A 22,554-nucleotide genomic window follows, 5' to 3' on the forward strand; every position below is an offset into this window, starting at 1 on the left:
TGCGCCTGCGGAATGCCTTGGGGGAACGATGAATCTCTATCCGGTGATTATGTGCGGCGGCGCCGGCACCCGGCTTTGGCCAGCATCGCGGCCGTCGCGGCCCAAGCAGTTTATTCCGCTGTCGGGCAACCGATCGCTGTTTCAGGAAACAGTGCTGCGGGTGGCGCCCCTGGCGGACACGGGCGGACGCCTGATCGTCGTCGGGGGCGTGGCGCACCGTGAGGCCATCCTCGCGCAGCTGACTGAGCTGGGCGTCACCGCCCAGATCCTGCTGGAGCCCGAGGCGCGGGACTCGGCCGCAGCCATGGCCGTCGCAGCGGCCTGGACCGCGCGGCGTGATCCGAACGGCGTCAACGTCTTCGTCGCATCGGATCACCACATTCCGGATCATGAAGCCTTCCGCCTGGCGGCTGAGCGGGCCGCAGAGGCGGCGCAGGACGGCTTGATCGTGACCCTGGGCGTCGCGCCGACCGAACCGTCGTCCGCCTACGGCTATATCGCGGCGGAGGGCGAAGGCCTGTCCGCCGTCAAGGCCTTCGTTGAAAAGCCGGATCGGGAGACCGCCGAACGCTATATCGCCGACGGCTATCTGTGGAACAGCGGCAACTTCATCGTCTCGGCCGCCACCCTGCTGGGGGAGCTGCAGTCTGCGGCTCCTGCGGTGGAGGCCGCCGCGCGGGAGTCTCTGCCGAACGAAGGCGATGGCGATCTGGCGGTGCTGGGTGCGGCGTTCCGGAGCGCGCCCAAGATCTCGATCGACTACGCCGTCATGGAAAAGACCAAACGCGCCTCGGTCCTGGCCGTGGATTTCGAATGGTCTGATCTGGGCGCCTGGGACTCCGTCGCGGCGACCGGGGAGGGCGACCTCGGCAGTTTTGTCTTTGAGGACGCCGAAGGCTGTATGGCGCGGGCGCCGGAAGGCATGGTGGTCGCCGCGATTGGCGTGCGCAACCTGGCCATCATCGCCGAACGCGACGCCGTGCTGGTTTGCGATCTGAGCCGTAGCCAGGACGTGAAGAAGGTGGTGGAGCGGCTCAAGCTGTCGTCGCCGCAGCACCTCGACTTCGCGCGACCTGCACCGGAATCCTTGCTGGACGGCGGCGCGAGGTTCACGCGGTGGCTGAACATGCGCGCCCTGCCGATCTGGAGCTCGCTGGGACAGGCTTCTGAAGGCGCCTTTGCGGAATTGCTGAGCCTCGACGGACGGCAGGTCGAAAGCCAGAGGCGCGCCCGTGTTCAGGCGCGGCAGGTTCAGGTGTTCGCCGATGCGGGCCGGATGGGCTGGCGGGGACCGTGGCGCGAAGTCGTGCAAAGCGGTCTGGCTCGGATTGAGGCGGCCTATCTCCGGCCTGACGGCTTGATGCGGACCCTGCTGGCCGCCGATGGATCGCCGCTCGACGAGACGCCGATGCTGTATGATCAGGCCTTCCATCTCTTCGCGCTCGCCGCCGCCGTGCAGGCGGGCCTGGAGGGCGGGCATGAAACGCGGGCCAAGGCGATCCGAGACCGTCTCCTCGCCGATGCTCCGCCCGCGGGCGGGTTGATCGAGAACGGCGCCTATCCCTTCCAGTCCAACTGTCACATGCACCTGCTCGAAGCCGCCCTGGCCTGGGAGAGCGTCAGCAAAGATGCTGGCTGGAGCGCCCTCAGCGACCGGATCGTCGCCTTGGCGCGACAGCACTTCATCGACCCCGAAAGCGGCTTCCTGCGCGAGTTCTTCGCCGAAGACTGGTCGCCGGCGGCGGGCGATGACGGCCGACTGGTCGAGCCTGGCCACCAGTTCGAGTGGGCCTGGTTGCTGGCCCGCTACGGCCACGCGCGTGGAGACGGGTCCGCCATCGACGCCGCGCGCAAACTCTACGCCTTCGGCCTGCGCGGCGTCGGCCCGCGCCGTCAGGTCGCCGTCGACGCGATGGACCAGGACGGCGCCATTCTCAGCCGCCGCGCTCGCCTTTGGCCGCAGACGGAGTGGATGAAGGCCTCGCTGATCCTGGCGGAACTTTCCGACGACGGCGAGCGGGTTGGGTTGCTCGAACAGGCCGCCATGGCGCAACGGGCCCTATGGCGCTACCTGACCGACGATGGCCTGTGGCGAGACAAGCTGCTGGAAAACGACCAGTTCATCGACGAGCCCGCGCCCGCCAGCTCCCTCTACCATATCATGGCGGCCTGGGTTCAGCTCCGCTCCACTGCTGAGGCCATAGGTTTGCAAGGACAAGACGCGCTCAAGATCGGTTAACTGCCGCCACCGAATAGCGTGTGATACTCGCGCTTGGGCCATGCGGTCTTCTTGATCAGTACGTCACTTGCTGGCCCCGTAAGCCCTTGTCCGATAACAAGGCGTTGTTGTTGAACAGCGGGACGGGGCTGTCGAAATATGTCGAGTGCGCAGCCTGCTGCCGTAACCCTCCTGCGCCCACGCCGTTTCGGCGATGCGCGCGGCTGGTTCATGGAGACCTATTCGGAGGCGGCCGCCATGGCGGCCGGCATCGATGTGCGGTTCGTGCAGGACAACCAGTCGTTCTCGGCCTTTGAGGGCACGATCCGGGGGCTTCACTATCAGCGGCCGCCGCACGCCCAGGCGAAGCTGGTGCGGTGTGTACGCGGCTCGATCATGGACTATGTGGTCGATATTCGCCGCGGCTCGCCGACCTATGGGCGGCATGTGGCGGTCGGACTGACCGCCGAGGGCGGGGAGCAGCTGTTTATACCGGTCGGGTTCGCCCATGGCTTCGTGACGCTCGAGCCCGATGTCGAGGTCGCGTACAAGGTTAGCGATGTCTATGCGCCGGATTGCGACGGCGGCATCCTCTGGAACGATCCGACGATCGGCATCGACTGGCCCCTGCCGACGACGGGCCCGGTCCTGTCGGACAGGGACAAGATCTTGCCGACCCTTGCCGCGTTCGACAGCCCGTTCGTCTACGACGGCCGACCGCTCGAGCCCTTGCAAACGCCGGGGGAGGAGGCCTGATGCGGATTCTGGTCACCGGCGGCGCCGGCTTCATCGGCTCGGCCTTGGTGCGGCGGCTGATCGAGCACACGGACCATGAGGTCCTGGTCTATGACAAGCTGACCTATGCCGGCGGGCTGAGCTCGCTGGAGCCTGTGGCGTCCAGCAACCGCTACAGCTTCGTCCAGGCCGACATCTGCGACGCCGAGGCCGTGTCCAAGGCCCTGCGGGAGTTCAAGCCCGACGTGGTCGCCCATCTGGCGGCCGAGAGCCATGTCGATCGCTCGATCGACGGGCCGGGTGAGTTCATCCAGACCAATATGGTCGGCACCTTCGTCATGCTGAACCAGGCCCTGGGCTACTGGCGCGGACTGGACGAGGCCGCCAAGGCGGCCTTCCGCTTCCACCATATCTCGACCGACGAGGTGTTCGGCTCGCTGGGCGAGGACGGGTTCTTCACCGAGACCACCCCCTATGATCCGCGCTCGCCCTATTCGGCGTCCAAGGCGGGATCGGACCATCTGGTGAGGGCGTGGGGCCACACCTACGGCTTGCCGGTGCTGGTGACCAACTGCTCCAACAACTATGGCCCTTATCATTTCCCCGAGAAGCTGATCCCGCTGATCATCATCCGGGCCCTGAACGGCGAGCCCCTGCCGGTCTATGGCGACGGGTCGAACGTGCGCGACTGGCTGTTCGTCGACGACCACGCCCGCGCGCTCCAGGCCGTGTTCGAGACCGGCACGCCGGGCGAGACTTATAATGTCGGCGGCAATGCCGAGCGGAAGAACATCGAGGTGGTCACGGCCATCTGTTCGATCCTGGACCGGCTGCGGCCCAAGGCCGAGGGGCAATACGCCGATCAGATCACCTATGTGACCGACCGGCCGGGCCACGACCATCGGTACGCCATCGACGCGTCGAAGATCCGCTCCGATCTGGACTGGACGCCGTCGGTGACCTTCGAACAGGGCATTGAACAGACGGTGACCTGGTATCTCGAGAACCAGTCCTGGTGGCAGGACATTCTCGACGCCCGCTATTCGACCCAACGTCTGGGCGTAGCCAATGGCTGATCCCGTCCACATCCTGATCACGGGCGGGGCTGGTCAGGTGGGACTGGAGCTCCAGGCCGCCGCCTGGCCGGAGGGCGTCGTGCTGCACACCCCGACGCGGGCCGAGCTGGACCTGGGCGACGCCGCCTCGGTCCGGGCCGCATTCGCCGCCACCCCCTTCGCCGCCGTGATCAACTCCGGCGCCCATACGGCGGTGGACAAGGCCGAGACCGAGGTCGCCGCCGCCTTCGCCGCCAACGCGATGGGGCCGGCAGTCCTCGCCGACGCCACGCGCGAGGCCGGGATCCCGCTGATCCAGGTCTCGACCGACTATGTGTTCGACGGGTCCAAGGACGGTCTCTATGTCGAGACCGATCCGGTCGGGCCGCTGGGCGTCTATGGCGCCTCCAAGCTGGCGGGCGAACTGGCGGTGCGCGCCGGCAATCCCCGCTCGGTCGTGCTGAGGACCGCCTGGGTGCTGAGCGTCCACCGCGCCAACTTCCTCAAGACCATGCTGCGCCTCGCCGCCGACCGGCCCGCCCTGCGGGTGGTGGGCGACCAGCACGGATGCCCGACCTCGGCGCGCGACATCGCTCAAACGCTCCAGACCATCGCCCTGACGATGATCGCCGACCCAGACGCCCCGACCGGCGTCTATCAGTTCGTCAACGCCGGGGAGACCACCTGGGCCGGGCTGGCCAGCGAGATCTTCGCCCTCAGCGCCGCCGCCGGCGGCCCGTCCGCCACGGTCGAGGCCATCCCCGCGTCCGAATACCCGACCCCGGCCCGGCGTCCGCCGAACTCCCGCCTGTCCACCGAGAAACTGACCCGGGACTTCGGGATCGCGCCTCGCCCCTGGCAGGCCGCCGTCGCCGAGATCGTCCACGAACTCCACGCCGAAAGGACCCTCCCATGAAGGGCATCATCCTGGCCGGAGGATCGGGCACCCGCCTGCATCCGATGACCCTGGTCACCTCGAAACAGCTTATGCCGGTCTACGACAAGCCGATGATCTATTATCCGCTGTCGACCCTGATGTTGGCCGGCATTCGCGAGGTGCTGATCATCTCCACCCCGCGCGACGTCCCCAACTTCCAGGCCCTGCTGGGTGACGGGTCGCAGTGGGGCATGGAGATCAAGTATGCTGTTCAGCCCAGCCCCGACGGCCTGGCCCAAGCCTACATCATCGGCGCCGACTTCGTCGGCGACAGCCCCTCGGCCCTGATCCTGGGCGACAACATCTACTACGGCCAGGGCATTACCGCTCTTTTCACCTCGGCCATGAGCCGGCCCGAGGGGGCGACCGTCTTCGCCTATCACGTCAATGATCCGGAACGGTACGGCGTGGTCGCCTTCGACCAGGACATGCGCGCCCTGTCGATCGAGGAGAAGCCCAAGGCGCCCAAGTCCAACTGGGCTGTCACGGGCCTCTACTTCTACGACAAGGACGTGGTCGAGATCGCCCGCGACCTGAAGCCCTCCGCCCGGGGAGAGCTGGAGATCACCGACGTAAACCGCATCTATCTGGAGCGCGGCAAGCTGTCGGTCGAGATCATGGGCCGGGGCTACGCCTGGCTCGACACCGGCACGCCGGACGCGATGATGGATGCCGCCCAGTTCGTCCGCGTGTTGGAGCAGCGCCAGGGGTTCAAGATTGCGTGCCCTGAGGAGGTCGCTTTCAAGATGGGCTTTATAGACGTGGCGGACCTGAGCCGCCTGTCCAGCCGACTGGGAGATAATGCTTACGGGCATTATGTCCGTCGCTTGGTTCTATAGCGGCCTTTGTTGTCTAAATTTCGCGCGAAATCTGTATAGCTGCCGCAGCAATCTGCGCGTGGTGACGTGGCGCGACACCTGGGGGAATGGGATGAACCACACGGTCTTGGTCGCCGGCGGAGCCGGCTACGTCGGCTCGCATGTCTGTCTGGCCCTGTCGCAGGCGGGGTTCCGGCCGGTCGTCTATGACAATCTGTCGAATGGTCACGCCGCCTTCGTCCAGTGGGGCGAGCTGGAGACCGGCGACATCCGCGACAGCGCCCGCCTGGACGCGGTCATCGCCAAACACAAACCCGTCGCCGTCCTGCATTTCGCCGCCCTGATCGAGGTCGGGGAATCGGTCAAGGAGCCGGGCCGCTTCTACGAGAACAATGTCGCTGGGGCGATCACCCTGATCGAGGCGGCGCGGCGCGGCGGGATCGAGGTCATGGTCTTCTCCTCGACCTGCGCCACCTACGGCGACCCGGTGCGGCTGCCGATGGACGAGACCCATCCCCAGGCGCCGCTGAACCCCTATGGCCGGACCAAGCTGATGGTCGAGCAGGCGCTTGCCGACTATTCGACCTATGCCGGATTCCGCTCGGTCTGCCTGCGCTATTTCAACGCCGCCGGCGCGGACGAAGAAGGCCGGATCGGCGAGCGCCACCACCCGGAAACCCACGCCATCCCCCTGGCCTTGCAGACGGCTCTCGGCCAGCGTCAGGGCTTCAAACTGTTCGGCGACGACTACGACACCCGCGACGGCACGGCGGTGCGCGACTACGTCCACGTCATGGACCTGGCCGACGCCCACGTGCGGGCGCTGAAGTATCTGCTCGACGGCGGCGAGACGACGGTCTTCAACCTGGGCACCGGCACGGGCACGACGGTCAAGGAGCTGATCGACACCATCCGCCGCACCACCAACCAGCCCTTCCCGGTCGAGAGCGCGCCCCGCCGCCCCGGCGACGCCCCCTGTCTGGTGGCGAACAACAGCCGGGCCCGCGAGGTGCTGGGCTGGGCCCCGACCCGGACCCTGGACGACATCGTCCGCACCGCCTGGCGCTGGCATGCGGCGGAACGGGACCGGCAACCGACCTGATCGCGCTTTGGGGCAGTGCCATTTCGCGATTTGCTGCCGCCGATCAGACTCGATCCTGCTCCAGGAGCCGGCGCCCAAGGGCGGGCAAGCCGATTACTTGGATGTCGTCCTTGAGCGGATAGGCCTCGTCACCCGGATAGACGACGAACTGCTGCTCCGGGGCCAGGTCCTCGCAGGCGGAGTGGAAACCCCGTTCCACCTTGGGGGTGAGGCTGCGCTTGATCTCAATCGCCCAGCGCCGACCGCCGGGCAGGGTGAGAACCAGATCGATCTCTGCGCCGGCCGAGGTGCGATAGAAGTTCGCCCGGCTCCCTTCGAGCGCCGCCGCGATCAAGGTCTCGATTACGAAGCCCTCCCAGCTCGCCCCGGCGACCGGGTGCCCGAGCACATCCTCTAGGGTCGCCAACGAGCAGGGTATGCGTCAGACGGCTGTCGCGAACATAGACTCTCCACGAGAGCTTCGAGTTCAGAGGCAATGCGGCGTCAAATCATCCTCACATTTGTGGAAATTCATTCCTGTTTTGCAAGGTTGATGGTTTGTCGATTTTCCGATCGGATATTTTCTCGCAAACGAAACAGAAGGCTGTGTGAGGTGGCGCCGTTTGTTCGGACAGTTTGGCGGCTTGGCTAAGGTTGGTTCGGGTTCAGTTTATGTCGCCATTTTTGCTCGGGTTTAGCCCTATCTGGGGCTCGCCCTAGTCATCATTGAAGCGGCCCAGAAACCTGCCCGTTCGATAGTTCTGTGATCGCCTGCAGCGCCGCGCTGCGTTTCGTGATCAAGTTCATCAAATCGGGAACGATTGCCGTGGCCGCCCCACTCTCGGGCAGTTGCCGCGCCGCTTTTTCCAGCGCCTGAGGAATGCGCTTTGCGAGGTCGAAAGCACGACGCCGGACATAGGGCGAGGCCACGCCCGCCTGCCGCGCGAACTCCCCCAGGGTGTCAGGAGTGAACTCTTCGAGCATCGCCGCGCCGCCCATGCGCATCGCCATCTTGGCGTGCACCTCGGGATAGATGGCCGTGCAGATCAGGTCGTAGAGGGGGGCAAGCCGCAGTCCGTCCGGTGCGTACAGAAGGCTGAAGTTCTTCGCATGCGCGTCGGCGTTGCCGATGATCAGGTTGAAGAGGGCCGCATCGACCAGCGCCAGAACAGCTTTTGCGGGCACCCTGACCGTGCGCCTAAGAAGTTCGAAACTGGCCGGGAAATTCGGGCCGCCCTCCGCCGCATACTTGTGCTCGGGCATGATGCCGAGGGCTTGGCAGAAATCTTCCTGATGCAACCGCCCCAGTACACCGTCTTCCCGAACGGCGCGGTCATAGCGTTCAACCCTCAGATAAACCTGATCCTCTGCCCTTCCAAGCGCGATCCGAGCGACCGGAAGACCCAACTCTGCGGCCAGCCGCATGCACAGGGCCTCATTCGCGGGAAAGGTCGGATACTCTTTCGGCGCCGGCTTGAGGATGTGGGTGGTCGGTTGGCCGGGCGCGGGCAGGGCTATGGCGTCGTCCACGAGAACGACCGGAACCTTTGGCTGCGCTCCGGCCAGCGACAGACGTATGCCGTGATCGCCCGCCAGCAGAGGGCGCCGTGGAAGCTCTTGCAGAAGGGCCGCTACGGCGCTTTCATCCAGAACACGATGCGGCTCGGAGGCGTCGTAGCGGGGCGGTGTCTCTCCTGCGTTCCAGAGCATCAGCGCCCCGGCGACGTCGCCGCCCAGGCCCTCCAGAAGACCGAAGTCGTTTTGGCGCGAGACGCCCAGTGCGCGCGCGGCGGCTTCCCGGGGCTTCTCCTCCGGCAAGAGGCCGGCGAAGAACGGCCGGGTTTCCGCGCGGGTGAACGGCTCACTCTGTTTGGGGAGCGAGATCGACACTCCAGGCGCACGGGGGGCTTCCAGCCAGGCTTGGGCGTAGCGAAAGGTCATGTTGCCGTGCGCGTTGAGCGCGAGTTCACCGACCTCGGCGCCCTCCCACCAGACGGTGAGAGCCCGCCTCACGACGGCCACCGATCCGCTTCTTCGCTGACGGGGAGCACCGCGATGCGCAGGCCCAGGGCGGTCAAGACCCGCAGGATCTTGTCGAGCTGAGCGGTCTGCTTGCCGCGCTCCAGTTCGACTAGGAAACGTAGGCCTACGCCGGCGCTCGCAGCGAGTTGGTCCTGTCTCAGGCCCGTCGCCTTGCGCGCGTTCCGCACCGCTTCTCCAATATTGGCATGGGTCATAGCAAATTTCCCGTTCGGGAAAACATAACGCCAATTTGCCGACTTTCAACCTATCTTTCCCGATCGGGGCATTTCTCAAGCCAAGAACCCAAAAGGTCTACAAATTTCCCGAACGGGAAAAATTGACGCTCCTTCTACTTGGAGTCGCATGACATCATCCGCGCCGTCAGGGTTCACGCTGCATGGAGGGCGCCCTAGCGTATCACTCCCCGGTGCGGTGCGCCTTCTCGATCCGCGCGATACGCTCAGGCATCAGACGCGCGACGAGAGCGCCGAAAATCTTGCTGACGACAGTTCCGCCGACGAGAGCAAGACCGCTCATGCCCAGCATCGTGAGAAATCTCAGTCCAATGTCATCCATGGCCAGGATCCTTTTCAACGCCGCTTCAGGATATAACGCTGAACTCGTCGAGCCGCACCATGAATGCGACGGACAAGATGGCGAAGAGAGGCATCTGCCAGTCCATCTCACGCCGCATGGAGAACGCCAGGGTCGGCCGGCGCCAGGTGGCAGATGGAGACGCCGAGCCTGGCGAGCTGGGGGCCGACGCGTTGGCGGAGCATGTCGGCGGCGAACCGCAGGCGGCAGACCACGGTGCGGTCCGAGGGGCGCCAGCCGCTGGGGTCGAGGTAGCTGCGGGCCCCGGCGTCGCCGATCCAGTTCACCACGGCGGCTCGGACGGCGGCCTCCGGGAAGGCGGGCAGGGCGATGGGGCGGGGGGACGGTTTCTGGTCGCCCGGTCCGCTGTTTCGACGAGAGCGGGTGCGGGCCGGCGGCTCAACCGAGCCGGCCCGTTTCCGATCCGCCGGTTTGGGGGGAGGGGGGGAATAGGGTTCTATAAGGGTTGGGGTGGCGCGGCTGTCCGCCTTTTCCGTCTCCGCTGTCCGCCTTTCCGGCTCCGTTTCGGACATTGATGTCCCGTCTTCGGCGCTTGAGGACGGGGGCGTCCGCTCATTGACAGTATTGGCCGGGTCTAGGCCGGACGGTTGCGACGGCTCGGGCGGAGAGGCCGGAGGGGTTGGGCCGGTCCCGGTCTTCAGCAGCGGACGATAGATGTTGGCCCGGCCGCGACCACGCGAGGTCTCCAGTGCGAGGTGGCCGTGTTTCTCGAGATCGACGAAGGCGCGGCGGATGGTGCGCACATCGACCTTGAGCCGTTCGGCCAGGAAGGGCTGGGAGGTCCATCCGCCGCCCTGGACGTCGTCGAGATAGTGCATGAGGAAGGCGCCGAGCGTCTTGGCGAAGGCGTTCAGTTCGGGATCGGCCAGCACCTGGTGCTGCCAGCACAGCTTCTCGGCATGGAAGCGCCGGGCGTCGAGGAAACGGCTCATGCGCCGGCCTCCGAATCACTCGAGACGGCCGATTTCCGGTTTGCAGAGGCGGAAAAAAGCTTCGAAAAATCAACGACCCGCAAATGGGGCGGTTTGCAACCTAATCCAGCGAATTCAACGTCTCCGCTTCGCCTACGAATCTGGGGGTCGGGCGTTCGAATCGCTCCGGGTGCACCTTCGCTAGAGCTAGCCAAGGCACGAAAATCCGCTCAATTGAACGACCGGGTCTGGCGCAGAGCAGCAATGGGCAGCTTGCCATTGCCATTTGGTGATCTTGGAGCCCGGGAGTACAGCGCGCGCTGTTCTCCGTCAGGCGAAGGGGAGGGGCTTGCAGCAGTTCGACGTCATCGTCCGCGTCGCGGGCGCCACTCTTCTGATCGTGGCCGCAGTCGCGCTATGGCGGCGAGGGCGGCGAACTGATCATATTGGTTTGCGCCCTTCGCGATCTGCCTGTGTGGTTACCTCGCCGGGAACACGACGGTGGACGCGCTCCAACTGGGGGGCCTTGCGGGACGCATCGCGGTTCTACTGGCCGGCTTTACCGCCGTCTTCCTGTGGTGGTTCTGCCTATCCTTGTTCGACTGGACCTTCAGGCCGCGCGGCGGCGTTCTGGCGCTCGGCCTGGCGTGGATTGTATTCGCCGCCGTTGATCGGGGCACGTTCGGGGCCGGACTGGCGGGGCATGGGCTGTCTTGGCTGCTCATAGCCATCGGCTTTGCTATGATGGCCCATCTGGCGTGGCGGCTCTACCGGGACCGGAGCGGCGACCTGCTTGCTCGCCGACGGCGGGCGCGTCTAGCGATGGCGGCGTGGCTTGCGGTCCTTCTGGTCGTCGACCTGATCGTCGATGTCGTGCTGGGCCTGGATTGGAGCGCGCAGGCCTACGCAATTGCCCAGAACCTAGCCTGTCTGAGCTTCGCGGCCTGGCTGCTCAGCCTTATGGCGGCGCCGGGAGGGCGGCATGGCGGATCGGCCAGTCCGGATTCGTCGCCTGCGCCGTCCGACATGGACGGTCTCGGCGCACGGCTGCGTCAGTTGGTGGAAGTCGAGAAAGTCCATCTGGATCTGGATCTTGATCTGGCGACCTTCGTCCGGCGGATGGGCGCGTCAGAACGCGCGGTACGTCGGCTGATCAATCACCAACTCGGCTACGACCACTTCCGCACCTTCCTTAACGCCCAGCGGCTGGCGGAGGCGCGCCGGATGCTCGCCGATCCCGACCGGCGGGACGACAAGATGATCGCGGTCGCCATGGACAGCGGGTTCGCCTCCCTTCCGTCGTTTAACCGTGTGTTCCAGGCGGCCGAAGGCATGCCTCCCAGCGCATGGCGGCGGGCGGCGCTCACCGGAGCAGCGGCCTCCGGAGATCGAATCGCCGTGTTTTGAGAGACGTTTCGCCGTCTTTCGAGAAGCCGGCAGGTCGCCTGTCATCGCAAGATCCGCTCCATCGCAACCAGAGGAGCGCGGCGTGGACGGCTTTATCGGAATCCTGGGCGTCATTGCCTTGATGCTCGGCGCGGGCGTCGCCCTGGGACTGCTTCTCCCAGGGAGAATGTCGCTCCTCTGGCTTCTCGTCGCGGCTGGGCTCGTACTGCTCAACGACGCAATGCTTACTAACGGCCATGGCCTGTTCCCAGACGTCCTGCCCGAGACAGCGACTGGAACTGGCAAGGCAAGCTTCTCGCCTTCGCCGCCTCCTTTGCGGTCGTTGTCTCGCCTAGCTTCGGCCGACGCGAGGTCGGGTTAACCCTGGTTCAGGCACCCGGCACCCTGAAGACCGCTTTACCCGTCGCCGGGCCATATGTCGCCCTGTTCGTCGGCTTGGCCTTGCTGTTCCCAAACGACCGGGCCTCCAGTGAAACGCTTGCTTTCCAGCTGACGATGCCGGGCCTGGAGGAGGAACTCTTCTATCGTGGGGTCCTCCTCGCCGCCCCTGGGTCGGGCCTTTGTCGGCCGGGTACGACTGCTCGGCGTAGACTGGGGGCTCGGAGCGCTGCTGTCGTGCGCTCTTTTTGGTCTGGCGCACGCCTTCGGTTTCAGCGATGGGCGCCTTTTCTCTTGATCCGTTGACCCTGGCTTTGACCGCACTCCCATCGCTGATCGCCGTCTGGCTGACGCTGAAGACCCGCAGCCTTCTGCTGCCGATCCTGCTGCACAATTTCGGCAATGCGATCATGATCCTGCTCTGACCGCAGGTCGAAGGGCGGATTCGCACACGGGATCACCTAACGTCGGGCTTGTGGCAGCGATCCAATGTCCGCTGTTGATGCTGTCGACGGCTCCAACCCACCGGCAGCATCAGCTTGCCGACCTACGCGGCCCATCCGACGATAGCTGAATCGTTCTCAGGATCATCCACGGCGGCGCGCCATTTCTTCTTCTTATTCAGTATGCTGTTGGGCTAGCGACTGGGTCGGCTGTCGCGTGTGACTGTAATCGGCCATCTCAGATTTCGATAAGTCATTGATTTCATTTTTCACTTCTCATCCAGTTCAGTCTGGGGCTCACTCAGGTGCTCTTAGGCGTGGATATGCGAACCTCGTTGACTCAAAGGCTAGGCTTGATGGTCAATGCCTTCGGCCGATCGATAGCTGACGGCCCTGGCCGCGAAGGTCGGCAGCACCAGAAGCGTCAGCACGGTCGCCGTCAGCAAGCCGCCGATGACGACGGTGGCCAGGGGTTTCTGCACCTCCGCCCCCGCGCCATGGGCCACGGCCATGGGGATGAAGCCGACGATGGCGACGAGCGCCGTGGTCAGCACCGCACGAAGGCGGCTGAACGCCCCCTCCCTCGCCGCCTCACGAGGGTCCAGCCCGCTCTGGAGTCGCTCCCGGATGGCCTGCATCAACACCAGCCCGTTCAGCGTCGCGACCCCGGACACGGCGATGAAGCCCACCGCCGCCGAGACCGAGAAGGGCATGCCGCGCAACAGCAGGGCCAGCACCCCGCCGATCAGGGCCAAAGGCACGCAGACGAACACTAGGCCGGCCTCCACGAACGAGCCCAGGGCCATGAACAGCAGCACCCCGATCAGGACGAAGACGATCGGGATGACCAAACCCAGGCGCTGCTCGGCCCGCTTCAGGTTTTCGAACTGGCCGCCCCAGTCGAGGCGGACACCCGGCGGCAGGGCGATCTCCCCGACCTTGTTCTGCGCATCGGTGACGAACCCGCCCAGATCGCGGCCCCGGACGTTGGCCTGAACCACTATCCGCCGGGAGCCGTCGTTGCGGCTGATCTGGTTGGGACCTTCGGCGGTTTCGATCCGCGCCACGGAAGACAGGGGCACGACGGTTCCGTTCGATGACATGATCGGCAGGGCCGCCAGGCTCGCCGGATCGTTGCGCGCCGCGTCAGGCAGTCGCACGACGACGTCGAACCGACGGTCGCCCTCGAAGATGCGGCCTGCTTCCGCCCCCCCGACGGCGGCCGAGACCGTCTCCGAAATGTCGGCGGCGGACAGGCCGTAATTGGCCGCCGCGAACCGGTCGACGCTGATGGTCAAGGTCGGTAGGCCCGACGCCTGTTCGACCCGAACGTCGGCCGAACCCGCTGTCTCGCGAAGGGCGGCCGCCACCTGATCCGCCACCCTTTGAACGGTGTCGAAGTCGTCGCCGTAGACCAGCACGGCCAGGTCGGTGCGGACTCCCGAGATCAGTTCGTTGAAACGCAGTTCGATCGGCTGGCTGAACTCGAAATTATTGCCGATCTGCTGGCCGGCGACCTCTTCCAGCCGTTCGAGCAGGACTTCCTTCTCCAGCTTTGGATCGGGCCAGTCCTTGCGGTCCTTCAGCACGATGACGCTGTCGGAGATATTGGGCGGCATGGGATCGACCGCCGCCTCCGCCGTCCCGGTCCGCGAGAACATGGTCTCCACCTCGGGCTGGGCCGAGATCGCCCGTTCCAGGTTCATCTGCATGATCAGGGACTGCTCCAGTGAAGCCGAGGGAACCCTCAGCGCCTGCATGGCGATGTCGCCCTCATCCAGGGTTGGGATGAACTCCCGTCCCAGGGTGGTGAAGGCGACGCCACCGACGACCAGAGCCGCCACGACCGAGACGATGACGATACGGGCATTGCCGACCGCCGCGCGGATGGCCGGTTCGATCCAGCGCCTTGCGAACCTCAGGATGAAGGTTTCATGCGCCTCGGCGTGACCCTTCTCGTCCACATGGGCAGACTTCGGATCACGGACGAGGAGCGCCGTCATCGCCGGCACGAAGGTGAACGAGAAGATGAACGCGCCGACCAGGGCCAGCATGACCGTCGCCCCCATGGGCACGAAGGTCTTGCCCTCGACTCCTTCGAGCATCAGCAGCGGAGTGAAGACGAGCAGGATGATCAGCTGGCCGAAGGCCGCCGGCTTGACCATTTGGCGCGCCGACTGGACCGCGACGTTGAGACGTTCACGGCGGGTCAACATCCGACCGAGCGACGCCCGCCGCTGGGTCAGCAGCAGCAGGGTGTTCTCGATCACCACGACCCCGCCGTCGACCATCAGGCCGAAGTCGAGGGCGCCGAGGCTCATCAGGTTTCCGCTGATGCCGAACCGATTCATGCCGATGACGGCAAACAGGAAGCTGAGCGGGATCATCAGGGCGGTGATGGAGGCGGCGCGGATGTTCCCGAGCAACAGGAACAGCACGACAATAACCAGAAGGGCTCCCTCGATCAGGTTGCGGGCCACTGTCTGTATGGTCGAGTTGACCAGGGCGCTGCGGTCCAAAACCGTCTCCGCCTCGATGCCCGCCGGCAGGGTCGAGCGGATTTCGTCCAGACGCTCACCCGCCGCCTGAGCGACCGTGCGGCTGTTGCCGCCGGCGATCATCAGGGCGGTGCCGAGCACGGCTTCGTGCCCGTCTCGGCTCGCGCCGCCGAGACGCGGCGACTGGCCGACCTCGACGGTCGCCACGTCCGCGACCCGGACGACCAGACCGCCGCGATTGACCACCGGCGCCTGGGCCAGGTCCTCAATGGTCGCGGCCAGGGCGTCGGTACGCACGGTCAGGGCTTCACCGGCCCGCTGGACATAGCCGGCGCCGGCCTGGGTGTTGGCTCTGTCCAGCGCCTGGATAAGGTCACCGAGGCTCAAGCCATAGGCCGAAAGCCGGGAGACGTCAGGCCGGACGGCGTATTCCTTCACATAGCCGCCGACCGTGTCGACGCCGGCCAGACCCGGCGCCGTCCGCATCTGCGGCGCGACAATCCAGTCCTGAACGGTGCGCAGGTAGGTGGCGCGCGTCTGGGGCGTGGTCAGCAGATCGCCTTCAGGGGTCAGATAGGCGCCGCCGGTCTGCCATCCCGGCTGACCGGGTTTGGCGAGGTTGGCGGCTGTGAACGGCTTGTAGTCGATCGTCCACATCAGGACTTCGCCGAGGCCCGTGGTGATCGGCGACAGGTTGGGCTCGACGCCTTCGGGAAGGCTTTCGCGCGCCTGGGCCATCCGCTCGGCCACCTGCTGGCGGGCGAAGTAGATGTCGGTCTGGTCGGTGAAGATGACGGTGATCTGGCTGAAGCCGTTGCGGCTCAAGGACCGGGTCGAGGTCAGACCGGGAATGCCCGCCATCGCCGTCTCAAGAGGATAGGTGACCTGCCTTTCGATTTGTTCGGGCGCGAGGGCTGGGGCCACGGTGGTGATCTGGACCTGCCGGTTGGTGATGTCCGGCACGGCGTCGATCGGAAGCCTCGTCAGTTCGAACAGACCCAGGGCGGCGACGAGCGCCGTGACCAGGACCACGAACCAGCGGAAGCGGACGGAGGTTTCAATCAGGGCTTTGAACATGATCAGTGACCGTGCTCTGCTTCGCCCTTGGCGAGTTCGGCCTTGAGCAGGAAGGCGTTCGATCCGGCGACCCGATCGCTCGCGGTCAAGCCGCTCAAGATTTCCGTTCGTCCGGCGGCCTGACGACCGACGAGGACCGGCGCGGCGCGGAAGCCCGTGGCCGTGCGGACGAACACGACATTGGCGCCTTCGACAGTCTGCACCGCCTCGGACGGAACGGTCATGCCGCTGACGGCTTCGCCTGTGACTACGGCGCCCGTGACCGCCGAGCCTGCCGGAGGAAGGCGTGATCCGGTCGGATGGGCGCGGAAGACCGCCGCTCCGCCCTCGGCCCCCGCGCCGGCGGCGACGCCGGTGACCTGGGCTTCGAACTCACCGGCCGGTCCCTGGACCCGCATCGTCGAGCCTGCCCGGACCTGGGCTGCGAGGGCAGGAGGCGCCTTGAACACGATCTCGACCCGCGCCGGGTTGGTCACCTCGGCGATGACGCCGCCCTGGGCCGCGAAGCCTCCCGGTCCGACCAGCACACTGGTGACGACCCCGGCGATCGGGCTGGAGACGTTGACGCGGCCGGAAGCATTGGGCGCGCCCGCCGCCGAGGCGCGCGCGCGCGCCGCGCCCGCCGCCGCTTCGGCGCCGAGGGCCTGGGCATGAGCGACCTCGGCGTCGCGACGAGCGACCACGCCCTGGTCGGCGAGGCTCTCCTCGCGCGCATGGGCCTGTTGGGCCGCGACGGCATTGGCCTGGGCAGCGTCGGCATCGGCGCGAAGGCTGGCGGCGTCGCCGCTGACCAAAACGGCCAGGGCCTGACCGGCGCGAACCGACTGACCGGGGGCGACCAGCACACGTTCGACCCGACCGCCTACCACGGCGGATACGGCGGCGCGCGCGTCGATCATGGGCTCGACCCGGCCGGACAGCAGCGTCTCACCACCGCCTCCACCCAAGATCGAGACGACCCCGATCCCAGCCGCGCTGATCTGGGCGTCGCTCAAAGCGACCGTTCCCTCGGGCGCCCCTGGTTCCTCTTCGGCATGGTCGCCTTCGGCGGGCTCGGCGGGCTCGGCGGGCTCGGCGGCCGGCGATGGGGCTCTACTGACGGCGAACCAGGCGCCGCCTGCGGCGATGACCACGACAGAGGCGCCGGCCATCAGCCAGCTTCTGTTGAGTTTCGAGGGGCGCTTCATTGTGACGTTCCAAACACGGCGCGGCCTTGCAGGCGCGCGAGGTCGATTTCAGCCCGGACCCGCGCAAGGCGGGCGTCCACGGCGGCGTTGCGGGCGGAGATGAGGGCGGCGCGGGACGACCGCAGCTCCAGTTGGGAGATGCGCCCGGCCTCGAAGCCGATGCGCGAAAGCCGATAAGCCTCCTCGCCGGCGGTGACCCCGGCGTCGGCGGCCGAGACCCGACTGGCCGAGGCCCGAAGACGCGCCTGGGCCGCATTGCGCTCCGCCTCAGCGTCCTGGCGAGCGCTCATCAGCCGGGCGCTGGCGGCCCGGAAGTCGGCCTGGGCCGCCTCGATGTTCCCCCGGTTCCTGTCGAACAGCGGCAGGGGCAGGCTCAACCCGAACGTCAGAGCCGTTGCGTCCTCCGCCTCGTATCGACGGACTCCGACGGAAGCCGTGACGTCCGGCGCGGCGCGCACCCGCTCGACAGCGATGCGGCTCTCCGCCTCCGCGCGTTCTGCCTCCGCGACCCGCACCTGCGGTGTCGCCGACGCCGGTGTCTCGGCTTCCGTCGGCGTGCGGTCGATCAAGCTGGCCTCGATCGAGGTCAGCGGCGTGATCGACATGGCGACGGCGGTCAGACGGGCGAAGGCGGCATCGCGTTCGGCCCCGGCTTCGTCGCGGGCGGCGCGGGCGGCGGCGGCCTCCGTTTCTCCCTGGATGCCCCGGAGCATTGGCTCGCGACCCTCCTCAACCAAGATGAGGGCAGCGCGCGCGTCGGCGATCGTGACGGCAAGCGCCTCTTCCGCGAGATCGTAGCGGCGTTGCGCGGCTTCGGCCTCGGCGTAGACAAGCGCAAGACGCGCGGCGGCTTCGACCGTCGCCTGGTCTCGTCGGAGAGACGCCGTGGCGGCGTCGGCGCGCGCCGCACCGACGCGGGCGCTGCGACGGCCCCACAGTTCTAGGTCTTGACTGAACGACAGGGTCGTCTCGGCCTTGTCGTAGCCGCTGAAGGGGCTGCTGCCGAAAGCGTTCTCGGCTTCAAGGCCGAACGTCGGATTAGGTCGCACCCGCGCTTGGCGGACGCGCGCCTCGGCCGCGTCCAACAGGGCGTCGGCTTCGACGGCGGAGGGCGTAAGCCCGATCTGGGCGAGCAAGGTTTCGAACGCGGGAGCGGGGTCAGCCCAGGCCCGGCCGGCGAGAAGGGCCGCAAAGGCGGCCCACGCGCAGCCTACCGCGAAACGCGGCGGCCAGCGATGAAGGGATGTCATGTTTCATTTTCCAGAGAGAGGACGAGGGCGTGCGCTGGTCAGCGCGAGCGTCGCGTCAGCCTCTGGGAGGGCGTTCCAGACCGTCTGGCGCGTAGGACACGCGCAGGTCATCCAGCGGGAAGGCGTGGTCGGCACGAAGATCGGCGGTCTTGGTCGCCGTCGTCAGGTCGGGCGTGACGACGTAGCCGGAGTGATGGCAGTGACCATGCGAGCAAGCGCCGTGCATCGGTTGCTGGCCTTGATCGCGATTGTCATCGACGTCACCCGCCAGGATCTGGTGTGCGGACGGCAGTTCGACGCCGCACTCGGCGGCCTCGACGATCGGCGCCAGAGCGAACATGGCGACGATCAGCGCGAAGACCGCCGCTATCCACCGGGTTCTCGTCATCACGGACGCCATCATCGCCGCCTAGCAGATTTCACTGTCTATCGCCATAAGGCAGTCAAATTGACCGACCCTTGGGGTCGATCGCAGCGCCAGATACTCAAGGGCTGCCGCTCAAACAGGGGCCTGAGCGACCAAGATTCATGCTCAGAGGGTTGGGGGGCGCAGACCCCTATTGTGTGCGCTTCTGTCACGGCGACGGTCTCACAGGTCGGTAGGCATTCGTTTTTACAACGGTCAGGGATCAAGTCACTGACAATAAAAGAATTTTCTCCGGACTGCTAACCTGATCGACACCATCCGCCGCACGACCAACCAGCCCCTGGGCTGGGCCCCGACCCGGACCCTGGACGACATTGTCCGCACCGCCTGGCGCTGGCATGCGGCCGAGCGGGATCGTCCGCCCACCTGATCGCGCCCGAGCTTATGCCGCAGGGCGTCCCAGGCGCCCGTCTTTTCTACTGGACACGGCAAAGCTTTGGGAGTGAGACGCGGGAATGACGCAGCTGGGCGCAGACGCGAGGGTGCAAGCCTCCTTCTTCGACGCGGGCCATGGGCCGGATCACGCCGCTGTGGCCGGTTGGACCGAGGCCATGAGCGTCATGTTCGACGTTAAGGTCGCTGCCGTAGGCCATGGCGCCTTTCATGGGCGTGCGGGCGGCTATGCCTTCGGGGAGCTTCTGGTCGGGCATAGCCGCTCCACCGCCCAGACCTTCAGCCGCTCGCGTTACCGCACGGCCCGGGACGGGCTCTCGCATTATCTCGTTCAGTTCTATCCCGAGGGGGCGTGCGGCCCCCGAGATGCGACGTCGGACGCCTGGACCCGTCCCGGCGATCTGCTGATCGTCGATCTGGCGCAGCCGCTCGACACGGCGGCGACAGACTTCGAGAATATGAATCTCATCGTTCCCCGGCGCCTGCTCGCTCCGCTGATCAGACAGCCGGACGACGTCCACCTCAAGATCGTGCCTCGCGAAGATCCTCTCGTCAGTCTTCTGCGAGGGCATTTATCCATGTTGACGGAGCTGGCGCCTGCGCTCGGGCGCGACCAGGCGGCGCTCCTGGTCGAGCCGACGGTGGCGTTGGCTGCAGCCGCGATCAACGGACATCTGAACGAGACGTCGCGCCCGGCGGCGAACGAGAGTCTGGTCGAGCAAATCTGCCGTAGAATAGAGACGCGGCTCGCAGATCCGACCCTGAGCGCCGCCGAGACGGCTGCGGCCTTCGCCATGTCCGAACGCAAGCTCTACTATCTGTTTCAGCCGCTTGGCGGCTTCTCCGCCTATGTCCAGCAGAGGCGGTTGCGGGCGGTTCGGGATCAACTGATCGACCCTCGCGCACGGGAGAAGGGGATCGGCGCCATAGCTGCGGCTTTCGGCTTCAGCCACAGGTCAAACTTCGTCGCGGCGTTCCGCAATCTTTACGGCATGACCCCGCGCGAGCTTCGCGGCCTCGCGGCCTCAAAGGGGGCGTCCGAAGCCCTGCGAGGGGAAGAGGACTGGCGAAGCTGGATCGTCAATCTGAGCTAGTCTGCGCTGAGAGGCTCAATTTCCCGGCCTGGAATGCGCCTTGCGGCACATTGGCGCGACGGACGCCGCAAGCGCTTTTCATCTCTCTCCGGGGCAGGTTTACGGCCGCGATCTGATGCTCCGAGCTTGTGCTTGTGGGGCGTTGGATCGGCGGATCTTCATCCAGAACAACGGAGTCGATTTGTGCGGCTGGAACGGCGTCGCGCGCGACGGCTATGGGCCTCTCGTCGCCGACCCGAGTGATGGCGTTCATCAGTTGCGCTGTCGGTTCCAAGATGTGCGTTCGTCTAAGATAGAAAATGTCGTGCCTCGGCGCGGCGCGTAGGGAGCGGGGGCTCGTAACCGGTGTATAAAGTGGCGTTTGTCGCAGCTGTGTTTGGGCTGTGCGCTGAACATGTGGAGGCCTTGCCGGCCGCCGCGACGACGCAGGTGTCCAGCGATCCTGGCGGCGAGCAATCCACGCTGATTTCGGGCGTGCGGGTCGTCGGCGTGTCCGGGCATCCGGGCACAGGAATTTCAGCATCGTCCATACACCGTGTGGCGTCGGACGCGCTGGCGAGCCAGATCGCCTCGGCGAACGGGACGTCTCGCCTGACCTTCGATCAGATGTCGCAGATCGCCGATGCGATCACGGCCACCTATCGTCAGGCCGGCTTCTTAGCGGCGACGGCGATCGTCCCCCCGCAGCGTATCGGTGACGATCATGTCCTGACGATCGAGGTCGTCGAGGGGCGCGTGGGGCAGGTTCGTGTCGTCGCCAATGGGCGGCTTAGAGAGGCGGCCGTGCGGGCGCCGTACCGGGATTTGATCGGCCGCCCGCTCCAGTCGGAAACCCTGGGACAGGCCATCCGGTACGGACGGGACCTGCCGGCGGCCAAGGTTTCGACCGTTTTGGAGGGGGGCGCCAAGGCCGGCGAAACCGATATTGTCGTGACGGCGGAGGACGAGGGCCGCCCTTACGCCGTGAGGTTTGGCGTCAGCAACCACGGAACCGAGACCTCGGGCCGATATCGCCTCGAAGCCGGCGCAAGCCTGTACAGCCCGCTGGGGCTGGGCGACGTTCTGTCGGCAAGTTACGGCTATGCCCTGGATCCCAGCGACAGCTGGACCGGATCGGCGTCCTATAGGCTGCCGCTGGCCATGACGCCTGGCCTCAGCGCCGTCGCCTCGATCAGCCGGAGCCAGTTGGACCTGAGCACGGGTCCGTTTGCGGCATTGCAAATCAGCGGCCCGACCACGCAGGGCGTTTTCGGATTCGAGTGGAAGTTCGCGAATACGCCGTTCTTCCAGGCGCAGGCTACAGGGACCTATATCTACGAGACGTCCAAGCTGGACGGCCTCGGTCTGCGGCTGTCGGACCATGCCTTCGATGTCGTCGAAGCCGGCCTGGCTTTTCGTCAGGATCAACCGTCAAGCCGAGGCGTGAACTTCGGCCAGGTGACGCTGAGGAAATCCTTCAACGATCGATCCGCCTCGCAGAACTTCATATATGGCGAGCACGACAGCGACTTCCTGATCACGCGCCTGTCGCTGTCGCGGATCCAGGGCTTGGCGCCCGATCAGAGGATTCTCGTCCGGGGTTCCGGCCAGTTTACCGAGGCGGCCCTTCCGCCGCTCGAACAATTCGCCATCGGCGGACCTGACAGCGTCAGGGCTGCGCCTCTGTCCGCCGCGCTGAGCGACCGCGGTCTTCAACTGACCGCAGAATACCAGGTCGATGCGCCGGGCTTTGGCGGGGTTGCGTCTCCGTTCAAGGGCCGGCCCTGGTCGGACATCGTCACCTTCAAAGCCTTCTACGACTGGGGGCGGGTGTCCCCCACGGCCGACAATCGTCGCCTGGGCGTCAGGCCCGAACGTTACGACGGCGTCGGCGTGGGGGTCGATGTCAACCTCCCCTACCAACGGGGGCTGCAACTGACGCTCACCGCCTCCACGCCGCTTACAGACAATCCGTCGGCCCAGACCGGCGACGTGCAAGTCTGGGCCGCGCTCGGATTCAGCTTCTAAG

At 66.2% G+C, this 22,554-nt stretch carries 19 protein-coding genes; 10 read left to right on the plus strand and 9 right to left on the minus strand.

All coding sequences use genetic code 11. From position 1 onward, the window contains the following. Positions 1-28: 28 nt before the first annotated feature. The 6 genes from ACW17X_RS12460 to galE all read left to right on the plus strand — a co-directional run bounded on the left by ACW17X_RS12460 (position 29) and on the right by galE (position 6,865). The gene (locus tag ACW17X_RS12460) at positions 29-2,239 is read left to right on the plus strand and encodes an AGE family epimerase/isomerase (protein WP_492097810.1); all 2,211 of its coding nucleotides are present in this window, start codon (positions 29-31) and stop codon (positions 2,237-2,239) included. A 138-nt stretch (positions 2,240-2,377) separates the two neighbouring features. Then, the gene (gene rfbC / locus ACW17X_RS12465) at positions 2,378-2,974 is read left to right on the plus strand and encodes a dTDP-4-dehydrorhamnose 3,5-epimerase (protein WP_492097812.1); all 597 of its coding nucleotides are present in this window, start codon (positions 2,378-2,380) and stop codon (positions 2,972-2,974) included. Then, on the plus strand, positions 2,974-4,029 hold the full coding sequence (gene rfbB, locus ACW17X_RS12470) for a dTDP-glucose 4,6-dehydratase (protein ID WP_492097814.1): 1,056 nt from the start codon (positions 2,974-2,976) through the stop codon (positions 4,027-4,029). The genes rfbC and rfbB overlap by 1 nt, the downstream gene beginning before the upstream one ends. Then, positions 4,022-4,924, plus strand: a complete 903-nt coding sequence (rfbD, locus tag ACW17X_RS12475; RefSeq protein ID WP_492097816.1) for a dTDP-4-dehydrorhamnose reductase — start codon at positions 4,022-4,024, stop codon at positions 4,922-4,924. Before rfbB ends, rfbD begins: the two co-directional genes overlap by 8 nt. Next, the gene (gene rfbA / locus ACW17X_RS12480) at positions 4,921-5,784 is read left to right on the plus strand and encodes a glucose-1-phosphate thymidylyltransferase RfbA (protein ID WP_492097818.1); all 864 of its coding nucleotides are present in this window, start codon (positions 4,921-4,923) and stop codon (positions 5,782-5,784) included. Before rfbD ends, rfbA begins: the two co-directional genes overlap by 4 nt. A gap of 91 nt (positions 5,785-5,875) precedes the next feature. Beyond that, positions 5,876-6,865, plus strand: coding sequence for a UDP-glucose 4-epimerase GalE (gene galE / locus ACW17X_RS12485; RefSeq protein ID WP_492097820.1), 990 nt, complete (start codon positions 5,876-5,878; stop codon positions 6,863-6,865). Positions 6,866-6,908: 43 nt separating this feature from the next. On the opposite strand, the gene ACW17X_RS12490 is transcribed toward galE, so the two are convergent. From ACW17X_RS12490 to ACW17X_RS12510, 5 genes are all read right to left on the minus strand, one after another. Next, positions 6,909-7,253 carry a DUF4143 domain-containing protein gene (locus tag ACW17X_RS12490; protein ID WP_492097822.1) on the minus strand — a complete coding sequence of 115 codons (345 nt, stop codon included), beginning with the start codon at positions 7,251-7,253 and terminating at the stop codon, positions 6,909-6,911. A 314-nt stretch (positions 7,254-7,567) separates the two neighbouring features. Next, positions 7,568-8,866 carry a type II toxin-antitoxin system HipA family toxin gene (locus ACW17X_RS12495; RefSeq protein WP_492097824.1) on the minus strand — a complete coding sequence of 433 codons (1,299 nt, stop codon included), beginning with the start codon at positions 8,864-8,866 and terminating at the stop codon, positions 7,568-7,570. Continuing rightward, entirely contained in the window at positions 8,854-9,081 is a 228-nt protein-coding gene (locus ACW17X_RS12500) for a type II toxin-antitoxin system Y4mF family antitoxin (protein ID WP_492097825.1), read from the minus strand. The genes ACW17X_RS12495 and ACW17X_RS12500 overlap by 13 nt, the downstream gene beginning before the upstream one ends. Positions 9,082-9,283: 202 nt before the next feature. After that, positions 9,284-9,442, minus strand: coding sequence for a hypothetical protein (locus ACW17X_RS12505; RefSeq protein ID WP_492097827.1), 159 nt, complete (start codon positions 9,440-9,442; stop codon positions 9,284-9,286). A 107-nt stretch (positions 9,443-9,549) separates the two neighbouring features. Then, positions 9,550-10,413: a helix-turn-helix domain-containing protein gene (locus tag ACW17X_RS12510; protein ID WP_492097829.1), complete on the minus strand. Its 864-nt coding sequence runs from the start codon at positions 10,411-10,413 to the stop codon at positions 9,550-9,552. Between the two features lie 480 nt (positions 10,414-10,893). Between ACW17X_RS12510 and ACW17X_RS12515 the strand changes: the two genes are divergently transcribed. Together ACW17X_RS12515 and ACW17X_RS12520 are read left to right on the plus strand one after the other, a co-directional pair. Then, positions 10,894-11,799 carry an AraC family transcriptional regulator gene (locus tag ACW17X_RS12515; protein WP_492097831.1) on the plus strand — a complete coding sequence of 302 codons (906 nt, stop codon included), beginning with the start codon at positions 10,894-10,896 and terminating at the stop codon, positions 11,797-11,799. Between the two features lie 656 nt (positions 11,800-12,455). Beyond that, positions 12,456-12,602 (plus strand): CPBP family glutamic-type intramembrane protease, encoded by a 147-nt coding sequence (locus ACW17X_RS12520; protein WP_492097833.1) that lies wholly within the window; start codon positions 12,456-12,458, stop codon positions 12,600-12,602. Positions 12,603-12,967: 365 nt separating this feature from the next. Here ACW17X_RS12520 and ACW17X_RS12525 read toward each other — a convergent pair whose 3' ends face one another. Genes ACW17X_RS12525 through ACW17X_RS12540 form a run of 4 tightly spaced genes read right to left on the minus strand, consistent with a single transcriptional unit; the run spans position 12,968 to position 19,020 of the window. Then, entirely contained in the window at positions 12,968-16,195 is a 3,228-nt protein-coding gene (locus ACW17X_RS12525) for an efflux RND transporter permease subunit (RefSeq protein WP_492097835.1), read from the minus strand. Between the two features lie 2 nt (positions 16,196-16,197). Next, positions 16,198-17,382, minus strand: coding sequence for an efflux RND transporter periplasmic adaptor subunit (locus ACW17X_RS12530; protein ID WP_492097837.1), 1,185 nt, complete (start codon positions 17,380-17,382; stop codon positions 16,198-16,200). Next, entirely contained in the window at positions 17,379-18,632 is a 1,254-nt protein-coding gene (locus ACW17X_RS12535; protein WP_492097839.1) for a TolC family protein, read from the minus strand. The genes ACW17X_RS12530 and ACW17X_RS12535 overlap by 4 nt, the downstream gene beginning before the upstream one ends. Positions 18,633-18,687: 55 nt before the next feature. Then, complete coding sequence (locus ACW17X_RS12540) at positions 18,688-19,020, minus strand: hypothetical protein (RefSeq protein ID WP_492097841.1); 333 nt, start codon at positions 19,018-19,020, stop codon at positions 18,688-18,690. A gap of 494 nt (positions 19,021-19,514) precedes the next feature. On the opposite strand from ACW17X_RS12540, the gene ACW17X_RS12545 reads away from it, so the two are divergent. Further along, positions 19,515-20,546 carry a helix-turn-helix domain-containing protein gene (locus tag ACW17X_RS12545; protein WP_492097842.1) on the plus strand — a complete coding sequence of 344 codons (1,032 nt, stop codon included), beginning with the start codon at positions 19,515-19,517 and terminating at the stop codon, positions 20,544-20,546. A 354-nt stretch (positions 20,547-20,900) separates the two neighbouring features. Further along, positions 20,901-22,553, plus strand: coding sequence for a ShlB/FhaC/HecB family hemolysin secretion/activation protein (locus ACW17X_RS12550; protein WP_492097844.1), 1,653 nt, complete (start codon positions 20,901-20,903; stop codon positions 22,551-22,553). Position 22,554 lies beyond the last annotated feature (1 nt).

This window comes from Brevundimonas sp. FV1ye4L (genome assembly GCF_058681255.1).